Annotated in this window: 15 protein-coding genes, 2 pseudogenes and 1 riboswitch; of the genes and pseudogenes, 3 read left to right on the top strand and 14 right to left on the bottom strand. The window is 29.2% G+C overall.

The window, feature by feature from the left end:
* Positions 1-100 precede the first annotated feature (100 nt).
* The 3 genes from J2Z43_RS00075 to J2Z43_RS00065 are packed head-to-tail and all read right to left on the bottom strand — an operon-like array spanning position 101 to position 2,077.
* Positions 101-901: an ABC transporter permease gene (locus J2Z43_RS00075; protein ID WP_209455306.1), complete on the bottom strand. Its 801-nt coding sequence runs from the start codon at positions 899-901 to the stop codon at positions 101-103.
* A 1-nt stretch (position 902) separates the two neighbouring features.
* Positions 903-1,868: an ABC transporter ATP-binding protein gene (locus J2Z43_RS00070; protein WP_209455305.1), complete on the bottom strand. Its 966-nt coding sequence runs from the start codon at positions 1,866-1,868 to the stop codon at positions 903-905.
* Positions 1,853-2,077: a hypothetical protein gene (locus J2Z43_RS00065; RefSeq protein WP_209455304.1), complete on the bottom strand. Its 225-nt coding sequence runs from the start codon at positions 2,075-2,077 to the stop codon at positions 1,853-1,855. The genes J2Z43_RS00070 and J2Z43_RS00065 overlap by 16 nt, the downstream gene beginning before the upstream one ends.
* Before the next feature lie 610 nt (positions 2,078-2,687).
* On the opposite strand from J2Z43_RS00065, the gene J2Z43_RS00060 reads away from it, so the two are divergent.
* Complete coding sequence (locus J2Z43_RS00060; protein ID WP_209455303.1) at positions 2,688-3,350, top strand: CatB-related O-acetyltransferase; 663 nt, start codon at positions 2,688-2,690, stop codon at positions 3,348-3,350.
* 650 nt (positions 3,351-4,000) lie between these two features.
* Here the strand turns inward: J2Z43_RS00060 and J2Z43_RS14625 are convergent.
* Both J2Z43_RS14625 and J2Z43_RS00050 read right to left on the bottom strand, forming a co-directional pair.
* Complete coding sequence (locus tag J2Z43_RS14625) at positions 4,001-4,216, bottom strand: YmaF family protein (protein ID WP_327786925.1); 216 nt, start codon at positions 4,214-4,216, stop codon at positions 4,001-4,003.
* 537 nt (positions 4,217-4,753) lie between these two features.
* Complete coding sequence (locus J2Z43_RS00050) at positions 4,754-5,110, bottom strand: hypothetical protein (protein WP_209455302.1); 357 nt, start codon at positions 5,108-5,110, stop codon at positions 4,754-4,756.
* 703 nt (positions 5,111-5,813) lie between these two features.
* On the opposite strand from J2Z43_RS00050, the gene J2Z43_RS00045 reads away from it, so the two are divergent.
* A complete protein-coding gene (locus tag J2Z43_RS00045; protein WP_209455301.1) occupies positions 5,814-6,119 on the top strand; it encodes a hypothetical protein in 306 nt (101 codons plus the stop codon).
* Positions 6,120-6,292: 173 nt separating this feature from the next.
* Here J2Z43_RS00045 and J2Z43_RS14940 read toward each other — a convergent pair whose 3' ends face one another.
* The 6 genes from J2Z43_RS14940 to J2Z43_RS00020 form a co-directional block, all read right to left on the bottom strand.
* Entirely contained in the window at positions 6,293-6,424 is a 132-nt protein-coding gene (locus tag J2Z43_RS14940; RefSeq protein ID WP_268828368.1) for a hypothetical protein, read from the bottom strand.
* Between the two features lie 174 nt (positions 6,425-6,598).
* Complete coding sequence (locus J2Z43_RS00040; RefSeq protein ID WP_209455300.1) at positions 6,599-6,970, bottom strand: hypothetical protein; 372 nt, start codon at positions 6,968-6,970, stop codon at positions 6,599-6,601.
* 258 nt (positions 6,971-7,228) lie between these two features.
* Positions 7,229-8,149 carry a carbon-nitrogen hydrolase family protein gene (locus tag J2Z43_RS00035; protein WP_209455299.1) on the bottom strand — a complete coding sequence of 307 codons (921 nt, stop codon included), beginning with the start codon at positions 8,147-8,149 and terminating at the stop codon, positions 7,229-7,231.
* A gap of 401 nt (positions 8,150-8,550) precedes the next feature.
* The gene (locus J2Z43_RS00030) at positions 8,551-8,733 is read right to left on the bottom strand and encodes a hypothetical protein (RefSeq protein WP_209455298.1); all 183 of its coding nucleotides are present in this window, start codon (positions 8,731-8,733) and stop codon (positions 8,551-8,553) included.
* A gap of 879 nt (positions 8,734-9,612) precedes the next feature.
* Positions 9,613-10,143: a flavodoxin domain-containing protein gene (locus J2Z43_RS00025; protein ID WP_209455297.1), complete on the bottom strand. Its 531-nt coding sequence runs from the start codon at positions 10,141-10,143 to the stop codon at positions 9,613-9,615.
* 293 nt (positions 10,144-10,436) lie between these two features.
* Positions 10,437-10,625, bottom strand: coding sequence for a DNA ligase-like domain-containing protein (locus J2Z43_RS00020; protein WP_209455296.1), 189 nt, complete (start codon positions 10,623-10,625; stop codon positions 10,437-10,439).
* Positions 10,626-10,671: 46 nt separating this feature from the next.
* On the opposite strand from J2Z43_RS00020, the pseudogene J2Z43_RS15360 reads away from it, so the two are divergent.
* Positions 10,672-10,809, top strand: a pseudogene (locus J2Z43_RS15360) (helix-turn-helix domain-containing protein); the annotation flags it as partial.
* Between the two features lie 107 nt (positions 10,810-10,916).
* Here the strand turns inward: J2Z43_RS15360 and J2Z43_RS00015 are convergent.
* The 3 genes and pseudogenes from J2Z43_RS00015 to J2Z43_RS00005 all read right to left on the bottom strand — a co-directional run.
* Positions 10,917-11,417 carry a helix-turn-helix transcriptional regulator gene (locus J2Z43_RS00015; RefSeq protein ID WP_209455295.1) on the bottom strand — a complete coding sequence of 167 codons (501 nt, stop codon included), beginning with the start codon at positions 11,415-11,417 and terminating at the stop codon, positions 10,917-10,919.
* A gap of 210 nt (positions 11,418-11,627) precedes the next feature.
* Positions 11,628-11,810: pseudogene (locus tag J2Z43_RS15355) on the bottom strand (cupin domain-containing protein); the annotation flags it as partial.
* A gap of 347 nt (positions 11,811-12,157) precedes the next feature.
* Positions 12,158-12,253, top strand: a riboswitch (guanidine-I (ykkC/yxkD leader).
* 185 nt (positions 12,254-12,438) lie between these two features.
* On the bottom strand, positions 12,439-13,410 hold a 972-nt coding region (locus J2Z43_RS00005), incomplete at its 5' end, for a S8 family serine peptidase (protein ID WP_209455294.1).

The following is a 13,410-nucleotide window of genomic DNA, read 5'->3' as shown; positions in this document are numbered from 1 at the left end:
ATAAAAAAAGACTAGATAATATCTAATCTTTTTCAATTTAATTATTATAATTTTATATTATATTGTCATACTTAAATATCCTCTTTTGAATTTTAAAATTCTAACGCATAGCCATTTTTTTAAATCGTCTTATCCCAACAACACCCATCAAAATAGTGAAGAATACAATACCTGCTAAACTGACCAACAGTGGCATTGTTTCTATAGACGTACCCATTGCATATCTCAACGCTTCATTGATATAAACCAATGGATTGATTAATACTATCCATTTAAAAATTGGAAGTGGCAATAACGCAGACCAACTAAAGAAAATTGCTCCAGTAAATATTAATGGCATCAAAAACCCCGGGAACATCGCTGCGATTTGCATCGGTTTGACAATTGTTCCAACTAGTAGACCTAATGTTGCGGATGTAATAGAACTCAAAATAAGAATTATAAGCAAAAGAATGCTCGATTCAAAATTCAAATGAATATTAATATTGGCACCCATAAAAATCAAAGAAATTGGCAGTACAATCAAGGCCCCAATCCATGATTCTACAACACCCACAAACATTTTAGCCCATGCAGTCATTAGTGTATTAACTGGTGCTTGTAGACGATCTTCAATTTCCCTTGAATTATTAAAATCCATTGCCATAGGAACGGCCGTTCCATGAATACCTGTCACCAATAAACTCATACCCACCATTCCAGGAAATAATTGATTTGGAAAATCTGGTGAAAGTATGCCAATTTTCGGTAATACATATCCATATGTTAAAATTAAAATGAATGGTAACATTCCCACTCGGAAAATAAATTCCATCCAGTTTCTTCCTTGTATCAATAAATCTCGCTTTACCATTGTCCAAAAAACTTGTGTTTTTATTTTACGTTGTTTCTCAGTCGTCATTTTAATTTCCTCCCATTGTTTTCTGATTTGTTAAATGAATGAAAATATCTTCAAGTGTAGCGGAGCTTAAATTAATATTTTCAATACTGGCGTTTTGTTCATCTAACCAACCCAATAATTTGCTCAATACTTCTTTACTGTTTTCTGTATAGACGATAAAGGACTTTTCATCTTTCAAAGTAACGTCTTTAACTCCCTTCATCTCTATTACATTCATGATATTAATAGAAGCTAATGAATCTACAGTTATGGTAATAACATCACTTGATGGTATAAGTTTCCGTAATTCATCTACAGTTCCCATCGCTTTAATTTCGCCTTGATTGTAAACGGCAACGCGATCAGAAAAACGCTCAGGCTCTTCCATATAGTGTGTTGTTAAAAAAACCGTTGTTCCTTTTTCCTTATTTAAATGTAGAACATGTTCCCATAAAATCTCACGATAAGCTGGATCCAAACCCGTAGTCGGTTCATCTAAAAATAATATTTCTGGTTCATGCATGATAGCTCGTGCAATTTTTAAACGTTGCGCCATTCCTCCAGAAAAGCTTTTTACAAATTCATTCTGCCAATTACTTAAACCAAAACTTTTTAATAACTCAGAAGCTTTCTGTTCAGCTTCCATATGTGTCATTCCAAAATATTTTCCATGATAGACTAAGTTTTCTTTCGCAGTTAATCCTCTATCCAAATTGTTATGCTGTGCTACAATTCCAATCCTTCCTCTTGCAAATGTTGGTTCTTCATTGATTGGCTGTTTGTGAAGAGTAATTGTACCTCCTGTAGGTTCCATTTGCGTGGTTAACATATTGATAGTAGTACTTTTCCCTGCTCCATTAGGTCCAAGAAAACTAAAAATCTCTCCTTTCACTAAATGAAAGCTAATGCCATTAACAGCAATATGTTCACTACCATCTTTTTTCTTGAAAACCTTCTTTAAATCCTTTACCTCTAATATTTTTTCCATTTTTTCTCCTCTTTTCTTTTACAGTTGTGATTAAATATTTCATGTTTATTTCCCTCAAGTATGCCGAACCCAGCTTTTTTAATTGCTCCTTTTATATTATTAAACTTTACCTTTGAATTATCATATTCTATATTTAAATTTTGATTTAAAATACCACTAAGCTTACAAACACTTCTTTCAACTAACTTTATACATAATACACACGACAATCCTGTCATCCTATATGACTTCTTAACTACTTAAACTCATAAATTTAACCCCCTGACAAAATTATTTATATTATATTATTTCTGATATCATTATACCCCCCTAGGGTATAAATATCAATGATAAAATAATTATTCTTTATAAAAATATGACTCTAATGTTTTTAATGTTTGTAGAAGCTTATATATTTTTCTTTTTATCTTGTACATTCAACTTTTAATATATTCATTTCAACGAATATCTAGGATTAATGAACTGAATGCTGTATAAAAATCATCTATATTTAATTTGCTAATATTTTCATTTAGCATGCCTAAAACTATTGATTACTTACAAATAATATAGAAGAGATTCGTTTACAACTCATTGGTGTAAAATATAGATAAAGATTAGAACTGATTTGTAGAATTTTCACACTTGATAAAGCTTGAGTTGATAAGCATATTCTAAGCCAAAAAGGGGTGTGACTTTAATTAATAGATGTGATACAATACAATCATAAAATTAGATTGGAGGTATTAGTATGAAAGAAATCAGGAAAATGAAGGCAGTTTCTACCTCATATACTAATAGAAAGGATGTGATAAATATTATTAAAGGAGAAATTTAAAAATGAAAAATATACCAAACCCCAATGAAATTTTCCCAAATGAATATAAGACTTCTTGTTTTATTAAAAATGCGATAACTGCTCCCAATATTTTTATTGGTGAATATACTTATTATGACGATTCTGCAGATCCAACAGGGTTTGAAAAAAACAATGTGCTTTTTAATTATCCAGAATTTGGAGATAAATTAATTATCGGAAAGTTCTGTTCAATTGCAAGTGGAACCAAATTCATTATGGGTTCAGCAAATCATAGAATTAGTAGCGTTACAGCATATCCATTTAATATATTTGGTGGAGAGTGGACCAAAGTTACTCCACCCCATATGTCTCAACTTCCTGTAAAAGGAGATACTATAATTGGCAATGACGTATGGATTGGTCGTGAAAGTATAATAATGCCAGGTGTTAAAATTGGCGATGGTTCCATTATTGCCGCTTACTCTGTTGTCACAAAAGATGTAGAACCTTATAGTTTAGTGGGCGGAAATCCAGCAAAGTTTATTAAGAAAAGATTTGATAATGAATTAATTGAAATGTTATTGCATGTAAAATGGTGGGACTATGAACCAAAAGATTTAGTAGAATTACTTCCTATGTTATGTAATTCTAACTTAGAAGAAACTAAGAAAGAGTTACGAGAAATAATATCAAAAATTAAATAAAAAAGAAGTAATCTCTAGTTTATTATCAAAACGGTTGTTGAAATAGTACGTAAAAAAACATAATAAAAATAAAAAAACGGGTAGCAATTAAGCTACCCTTTTCTATTTAAATTAATATTCTCTCTTCTAGCCACTAGCACTTTTCTATATGTCTCCTTAAAATCCTTGCCTACAAACTTAGTTACATTGTCAGGGAACTTTTCTAATCCTTTGCTTGCACCTCGTCCGATAGCATAAGCATTTCTACATCTATATCTTCAATAGTGGATTTTTTCAATTTCTGATTAGATTACCACTATTGGTTATTACCACTATTGTACTTTGTCTATTCTCAACAAATTATAAATAAATTCTAATGATTTTTCTAATGCTCTGTTGTATTAGTATATTTAATAATCATTTTTTCCCCCCTCATTAAATGGCGATTTTATTTGAATATATCATAAAAACAAGGAGGTCAATTAAGCTCCCTTAGTGATGGTTATTTTAAGCATTAAAAAATAGCTAATAATGTTTAAATACAACTTCATTATAATTAATATTCAAAACTTTTATCGGAATGTAATAATCGTAAAAGCCCACTTAAAATGTTAACAAGTGGGTTTTATATATCCTATTCCTATTGTATTATGTAAATATATTTTCGTATACTAATCTCCTATCGGATCATCTATTAAAGTAGCAAATTGGAATTCGTGTTCATGACCATCATTGATTTTAGTGTACCCTTCAACAAAGTGTACATGTCTACCATTTCCAACAGGAATTCCAGGACCTATTATATCACACATTTTATGAAAATGTTCTTCGTAAAAATCTGTTCTGTTAAAAAGCTTATGAAAATGAGTTCCATCAGGATTAAATATTGCTTCCCTAATGTTCTAAAAACGACCTCATTGTCATGTTCTATGGATCTTATTAAAGTATCCTCTTTCCTGTATGCAAGATATAGTAAAGTTATTATGCCATCTTATTATATATATAAGGTGGTATTTTTATGCATTTTGTTTAAATCAGTTTGATTCCTTTTTCTTCGAATATATCCATACTCTCTGTTGTCTAAACTTATATTTTTAATATTAAAACCTTTATCAGCAAATATCTTTCTATATTCTAAAGGAGTATAGTTATATTCTTTCTTAAAAACCTTATAAAATTAACTGGTACTAGAAAAGCCATTCATTAAAGCTATCTCTGTTATATTTTTAAATTAATGTATATTATAGAGTTTTTAATACTAGATATATTTTATCTATTTTTTCCATTATGTAAAGTAACTTTAAAAATAAAGGTAGTATAAAATAGAGATAGATATAATATGTATATTAAAATAAGGGTAGCAATTAAGCTACCCTTTACTATTTATTTATTATCGATTTATCTATTAATCAGAAAAGATATTACTAACTCCAGTTGATGCAGCAGTGACATCTTCTTCTGTCACAATGATCTCTATCTATCTCTGTCGCAATGCTCTCTTTTGCATTCTCTTCTACAACGCTCTCTTTCTCTTTCGCATTCTCTTTCGCAACGCTCTCTATCTCTATCTCTATCCCTGTCGCAATGCTCTCTTTCGCATTCTCTTCTACAACGCTCTCTTTCTCTTTCGCATTCTCTTTCGCAACGCTCTCTATCTCTATCTCTATCTCTATCTCTGTCGCAACATTTAATGCACCAATGCCAATTATTACATCTGTGGCAACGATGACAGTTACATCTTCTGTCTCTATCACAACGGTCTCTATCTCTGTCTCTATCACAGCGGTCTCTATCTCTGTCTCTATCTCTATCGCAGTGACATCTTCTATCATTTCTATTACACATAATATCTATCTCCTTTTAGAATTTTTGTGAGATAAATTTGCTTCCCACAATACTATAATATGATCTTATGTATATAATTGTTATCGAATATGACATTTTCTAGTAAAATAACCTATTTTTATTTAAAAATTACCAAGAGACCAATTCATATTAAATTAATTTTCTTTCCTTTAAATACTTATCCATTAACTCATAGGTTTCTTTAAAGTCCTCGTCTAACGAAGTTTTTACAACGCTTAACGTTTTAGGTGAAAGTGAAGACAAACATTTCTTTATACTGTCTACATCAATTTACTACCTTCCAACCACACAACTACTTTTCTATATGTCTCTTTAAAGTCATTACAAACAAACTTAGTCACACTGTAAACAATTTTCACTATAAACACTTTTTCGACATAAATTTCATATTATATATCAGTGGACAAGAATATAATCCACTGTATTATATGAATTATGTTTTTAAGCTAATGAGTAAATTACCCTTATGTCACAACTATTTAAGTTAATTTCACCATTTATATATGATAATTTCCTTATCGAATACATCCCTACAATCAACTACGAGTCGTAATAGTAAATGATATGTATTTTAATAAAAGTGCTTTTTACTCTATTATACTATTATATTAAAGGAGGGTGTTTATAAGGATAGATGTTTCATTTCTTGTAGAAGATGTTCACGTTGTAGAAGAAGATTTTCAAGAAGGCGCATATGCAGCAGATGCGGCTGCTGTTCAAGATGTTGTAGATGTCGAAGAGACTAATAAAACTATGATAATGATTAATTATGCATATAGTATAAGGGTAGCAGTCAAGCTACCCTTATACATATTTACATTAACATCTTACTTACCTTCTAACCACTCAACTACTTTTCTATATGTCTCCTTAAAGTCATTCCCTACAAACTTAGTTAATGTAAAGCCCTCTATAGTCTTTTAATTTACCTCTATTCTTAAATCCCGTTCCTGATGTATACCAAATTCTGTACCATAGTCTTATCCATTACTAGCGTTTAAATGTAATTCTAAGCACAGATCATATTTATCTGAATTCTGAATTTTAGCTGGTTACTTTTGTAATACAGCGTTACTGCTTCAGCAATATAAATCATTCTATACTAAGTACCTCCTTTGTATGTCAGACTTATTTTTATTGTACTTCCTCTCTACCTTCGAACTCTTAGGTATCTTCTCCATTTCCTTACTCAACTTAGTAAGCTCCTTGTTAGTTAAATCTATAGTCATTCCAATAAGTCTATCATAAACCCAAACTTTCTTACTTATTAACCTCTCCTTTGTTGCATTAAAAAAGAACTCTATTGCTAGAGCTCTAGTTAACCCCCTAAATATTCGTTCTCTTACTACAAATTACCAATAAATAAACAAAAATAAAAGACTATATTAAAAAGAACCCTATTTCTAAAGTCCTTGTTTGTTATAATTTTTATTTAATAATAGCTTTCCTATATTATATCCAACTAAATGCGAAAATAAATTAATTATTGTTGGAATTGGTTGAAACATTCCTACCACTGTATATGAGAAGTAATTAAGAAGAATTAAAGTTATTATAATAGTGAATTTCCAGTCTAACCCTTTTAAAGCACATATAATTCCATTTGCTAAGACAGTTAACGGAATAAGAAATGTAATTATTACTAGAACTAAACGAATATCCCATAAATTAGATTTAGATATAATTTGAAAAAGTGGAGTTTCCCAAAAAAAGCTACACATTACTAAAAGCATAGTAGTTGTTGGTATTAACGAGCCTAAAATAATTTTTTTCATAATTCATGCCTCCTGCTATTTTACTATATTTTACCATAATAATTGTACTTTAAAGTTACAACAAAAAAGACCTAGAAATTAATCTAAGTCTTTCTATATTATATATATCAAAGGGAGAAAACAGTCAGCAAGTTGTAGGGGAGAACCCACTTTTCCATTTCTTGTATATCTGAGCGAGACATCACCCTCACCCTATTAAATATAGATTCTCGTAATATATAGAAATTCCTGCTTAATAAATATAACTTCCATGTGACATTATTCATGTACAATTAACTCAAAAATATCAGGTCTTGCATAATGACCGGTTGGATCAAAATCCATTCGACTAAGCGGTACTAAATCAAGATCTAGTTCTGCAAACAATATTTCCTCTTTTTCCCATATAGGTCCAGCAACATATTTTCCAAATGGATCGACTATGCAACTTCCCCCGGGACACATGTTTTTAGGACACTTGTCCAGCTCATCTTGGTAATTAAAGATTTGAGGATACATACTTTTTGTTACATATTGATTACATCCAATCACAAAACACCTACCCTCCAAGGCAATATGACGCATAGTATATTGCCATTCTTCACGAGAATCAGCAGTTGGTGCTATATAAATTGAAACACCTTTTCGATACATTGCAACACGTGCTAATGGCATATAATTCTCCCAACAAGTTAAACCTCCAATCACTCCATAAGGAGTACTAATGGCAGTTAATGTGCTTCCATCATCTTCTCCCCAAATAAGACGCTCTGAACCCGTCGGCTTAATTTTGCGGTGCTTTCCTAACAATGATCCATCTGGACCAAAATAAAGTGTGGTACAATATAGAGTACAATTGATATTATCTCGTTCAGTAACTCCTATACATACATAAGCATTAGCTTCTTTGGCTGCTTGTCCAATCAAATCAGTATCTTTACTAGGAACAATAACGGAGTTATCATAATATTTCTTCCAGTCCTCTCGCCCTTCCATTGTTCTACTGCCAACAACATACCCATAAGAAAATCCCCTTGGATATGCAGGTACAAACGATTCTGGAAAAACAATAATATTAGCACCTTTACTTCCTGCTTCATTAATTTTTTCAATAACTTTAAAAATTGTCGCGGTCTTGTCAAATAGAATTGGTGATGCTTGCACCACAGCAACTCTACATGATTTCAATAAATCTTCCAAAATAATCCTCAATTATAATATTAAAAACTTTCCTTTTTTACTATTACCTCACACATTATGGTAAATTTTACCTATGAGAATGTATGCACTAATTAGATTATACTTATAACTTAATTAGAATACAACAAAAACGCTATTTTAAAGGTGTAGCTATCCCAAGCGCCTATATTAAGTTTTGTATGTGGGTTATTTTTCCACAATACTATTATCTCATGTTTTTCTATACAAAACAGGTAATAAAAATGCAATTTAAAATTTTATAAATATTCAATTATATCGATAATCATGTCTATTATAAAACCTAGGTCTATCTTTGCTGACACACTCTTCTATTGTAAATAATTTCCCCCTCATAATGATATTGTATAGAAGGTACATTGAGTACCTTCTATATCAATAATCTAACTTTGTTTTTTATTTCGAATTTCATTCTCTAATTTCATATTTTCTATATTAAGTTGTTCAAATTTTATTCTTTGCTCTGAGTAAATTTCTTGCTCTAACTTTCGTCCATAGTTATATATTATAATTAGACTAACGGCAGCAATTGCGATATAGGTTAACAAGGTTATTATATTAATCATAAATCCATCCTCCAATTCCCATCCTCTTATATAGTTTTAGAATTTTCAGAACCTTTACCTATATGTTTATGCAATTTGTATCATCAGTGTGTGTCTATACCTTTTATCTTCTAGTATATATTTACTAACTCTTACTCATCTAAATCATCCTTAGTTAAATTATTCAAAATATGGATATAAATATACTTACTATTTCATAAAGATTAGGACATGAAAAAGTGGATACAACATGGAATATATATTCACATTTATATCCGAATAAGCAAATTGAAGTATTAGAGAAATTGGAAGTATTAAATTTATTTCAATGTATTTTCTTTTATATTTTCTGTATTTTACGCATAAAATAAACGGTTATCATTTTTTAGAACCAAACTATAACCACAAAAACACGGCTATAGTAAAGAGTTCTATAAATTAGGGCACATTTTATATTTTTTATAATTATTCAATAGAGACATGCACATTTAAGAATTTTTATTCATACACTTCATTACTCATGTGAATAACAAGCGAAGCATTCTTAAACTTGTTTTAAGATGTGATAAACGTTAAGTGATTAAAGTGACCTTGAAGGAAATCTGTTTATTTTGATTTCTCTATTTTTTTACGTAAATTTATTAAAATTCATTATCTTTTACATAAAAAATTACCCAAATTTAAGCAGGTAGTTTTGCAATAAAATGAAATTTAACAACTTGTAAAAATAAATTTAGCATATATCCTTTGACGAAAATCATTAAAACTGGTTGTAATGAAACATTTTTTATTCCAACAGTCCAAATTAAAATCAAAAGTATTATTGCTAATATATACATAATTGTATTTATAATTTTTAATATATTTTTTTCATAAATATCATCCCCTATATAAGAGAAGTTATAAATTTCTAACGTACGATACTAGCGACCTTACATTATCTTTATTGGTAAAGTTTATTGGATTTATATAAGCCTCTAACATCCCTTTAATATCCTCATCTCTATCTCCTTCTTTTATTCCCTTTAATTTGATTTTCAATATATTCATCATAACTTTGTCTATCATATTTAAATTTTTATAATTGAATGCACCTCTTAAATAAAAATGTTTTATATCCTGTAAACCTTTAAAATTCATTTCCTCAATAGCTTTTATATCTTCTTCTCTTTCACCAGTTGAACATCCTACTGAAAATACTACAATATTTTTGTCTTTTAATTTATCAATATCTTTTGATATTACCTTAAATCCTTTTATATTTCCTGCATGTAACCATCCACCATAAATTATAGTATCAAAAATTTTTAACTTTTCTACTGTAGCATCCTTTGTTTCAATTAATGTACATCCTAAATCTTGTGCTATCCACTGAGCATATTTTTTAGTACTTCCATATCTTGATTCATAAACGACTGCAATATTTTCCATTATATTCTCCCCTTATTTTTAAGTGTATATGAAATTATATTCATAATAATCTTTTATCACATTAAGATTAGAGTAATAGCACATTCTATTTTACACATTTCAGGCATATCACCTTGATCTATGATACCTTTAATTATTTCTTTTATAACATATATATTAGCACATATCTAATTTTATACAAATAAAAAAGGGAAAATTAAAAATAGAGATTTAGAAAATGAATATAAAAGATGAAATAAACAGATATAGCTTCTTAAAGAATGAAAAAGAGCTAGAATAATCTTTTAATAGATCTATTCTGGAAACCTTGGTATTAACTTAAAACCTCTCTTATTCCTTAAATCTGTACTATCTTTATCTAAATATGCTATACATCTTATTCCATCTAGCTTTATTTCAAAAATATAATCTGGATAATCAAAAACCTCTTGCATCTCACCTATTAACTTTGGTTTGATTCCCTTTTCATCGAATATATCCATACTATCACCATCCTATAAGTAGTATGGTCAATGATGGGGATTAAAAGATTCTACGCTTAGAAAGGCAGTTGCTACAGGTAAGCTAATTAAAGATGATGACTGCAAGAAATTCGCCTCAGTTTGGCTAGTTACAAAAGAAGCAATGGAACGTGAAAATGGGCAACAAAAAAAGGACCTGATTTAGTTTCAGGTCCTCTTTATTCTTTACACTCTGTAGGTGATTTATCTTCTCTAATATCTTTTAAAACTGGTTCCTTAATGAACCTTTGTCTTTTTCATAATATCTTTTATTCATTGATAAATGTTATAATAATACGGATATAATTTTTGTATAACACTTTTAACGTCTTTGTTATCTAAACTTATATTTCTAATATTACAAAGACTTTTATTAAAACCTTTATCAACAAATCTCTTTCTATATTCTAAAGGGGTACAGTTATATTCTTTCTTAAAAACCTTATAAAAGTAACTAGTACTAGAGAAGCCATTCATTAAAGCTATATCTGTCATATTTTTATTGCTGTGTTTAATCATATTTGATGCTTTTTCTAACCTTATTTTATTTAAATAATTTTGAAACGACATCCCAATATTATCTTTAATGCTATGGGACAAAAAATGATAATTAAGATTGAATTCACTTGCTACTTTGCTTAATGTAATATCAGTATTATATTTTTCGTTAATAAAGTTTATAATATTGACAATTCTATTGTCTTTTCGAACTTCACTATGCTTTGGCCCTCTTTTATTTACCTCAAAATTATTATATAAATGATCTCCTATCAAATAAACATAACTACAGGCTTTTAATTCAAATCCATTTTCTCTTTTTACAAAAACTAATAATACATTAGCAATTAAATTTCTAATTTTATCATATATATACTTATTATTATCATTTTCAAAAATAGAGTTACATTTAAAATAGGTGTAATTATAGCTAGGAAAATATTTTATTAATACTCTAACATTAATTTTAAGAGATACAAATCTATTTTTACTTAAACTCGTAATTGAATGTGTTTCATTCCCATTTATTAATATAAAATCATCTTCTTTGAGAATGCTTGTTTCATTTCTAATATTTACTTTTATACTTCCTTCTATAACTAAAATAAACTCTAGTTCTTCATGACAGTGAATACTGGAACAGCTATCTTTATGAAAAACTACATCAATTGGAAAAGAATTCTGGTCTATTTTGTTAATAAATTCATCTTTTATTACGACTCACTCCTTGTTATTCATTAAGAATAATAATTTGCGATCTATAGATTCGTCTTTATTTGCAACAATAATATATATTAAGAATTTCGTTGTTAAATGTAAAATACCCATTGTTAATAATATGAAACACATTGCGTCACTACAAATTCATTTACTTTCATCGGAAACATAAATGTAAAAATCTCTTGACTTTAAGTAATAAGATGTTACAGGAGATGAATTTTTTAGATATAAAAATATATAGTTGAACTAAACATTATCTTATGTTAAAATTTATTTACTAAAAAATAATTTAATATATTTAAGTTTTCTAGGGTTCCGCAGTTTCCAACTGGCAGGTCCGAGAGAAAACACTCAGTTCTCTGTGTTCACGTAAGGATAAAAGCCTGGGAGATATTTAATAATATTTCTCTAGGCTTTTTTATTTTTTATTATAACTAGGTAACTGATACATACATTTTCATTAAAACAATAAAAAAAGCACACATATAGTGTGCTATTTTCTAATATATACTTTATAACTTTTTTTCTTAGTATTAACTGTGATATTACATAAATGCAATTATTATAGAATATTGTTTTATAAAGAATCAGATATTATTTGTATGGTTCTTTTAAAATCGACTAATCCATATCCTCGAGAATCGTTAGGATATTCGTATAATTCATTTCTTGTTGAACCTATCATTAAGTATGTTTTTAAAACTTGAGAATATAATAATAGCTTTGGATATCTACCTTGTTTACTTAAAAACTCCATAATTAGTGCTAACATGCCTGATGTAATAGAACTGCTAATACCAGTTCCTGTACCCGTTCTATAGCTATCATTACCGTAAGCTGATATAATATTTACACCAGGAGCTACAAAATCAGGTTTCGCAGAAACTCCTTTTGTCGGGCCCTTTGATGAACCAATCCACATATTTTCATATCTATTGTCATAAGCACCAACAGTAATTATATTCTCGCCTGTTCCAAGAAAGGTTATAGTTGAAAAAGAACTGGTATCTATAAATCCACCAGCGCCTAAAAGATTTTCGTTTGGTAAATAAACATGGTATTCTCCATTTAGGAATACATCAGGTCTAACTCTAAGGGTCCACGCTCCAGGTTTCATATTTCTAAGGTTTACCTCAAGAAATAAAGATCCTGTAGATAACCAAGGATAAAAGTATCTAATCCTGTATGTTGTATTTTCTAAATTGAATCTTCCTGTGTATTCATAGTAATCTGGAGCATAAATTGCTGTATAACTCACTTCTCCTGACGGCGAAATTATAGTTGCGTTTATTCTATCTAAGTCACTCCCTTCGAGATAAATATCTAAATTTTGACCATCTCCGAATTCAATAATAATATCATTTACATCCATCTGATTTCTAAATTTACCAGCATAATGTATATATGTATTTCTTTGATTTCCTGCACCACTTACCACAACAATCCCTGGATAGTCTAATTCAGTAAATGTGTTTAAGGCTGTTATAAATCCCAATGAAGATCTCTGCCCAACAGTTAAATTTATTATAAGAGACTTTTCTTCCCTAAG

It is taken from the genome of Metaclostridioides mangenotii (assembly GCF_017873185.1).
GTDB lineage: Bacteria > Bacillota > Clostridia > Peptostreptococcales > Peptostreptococcaceae > Metaclostridioides > Metaclostridioides mangenotii.
The sequence above is the reverse complement of the archived record's forward strand: the minus strand, read 5'-3'. Positions and strand labels throughout refer to the sequence as shown.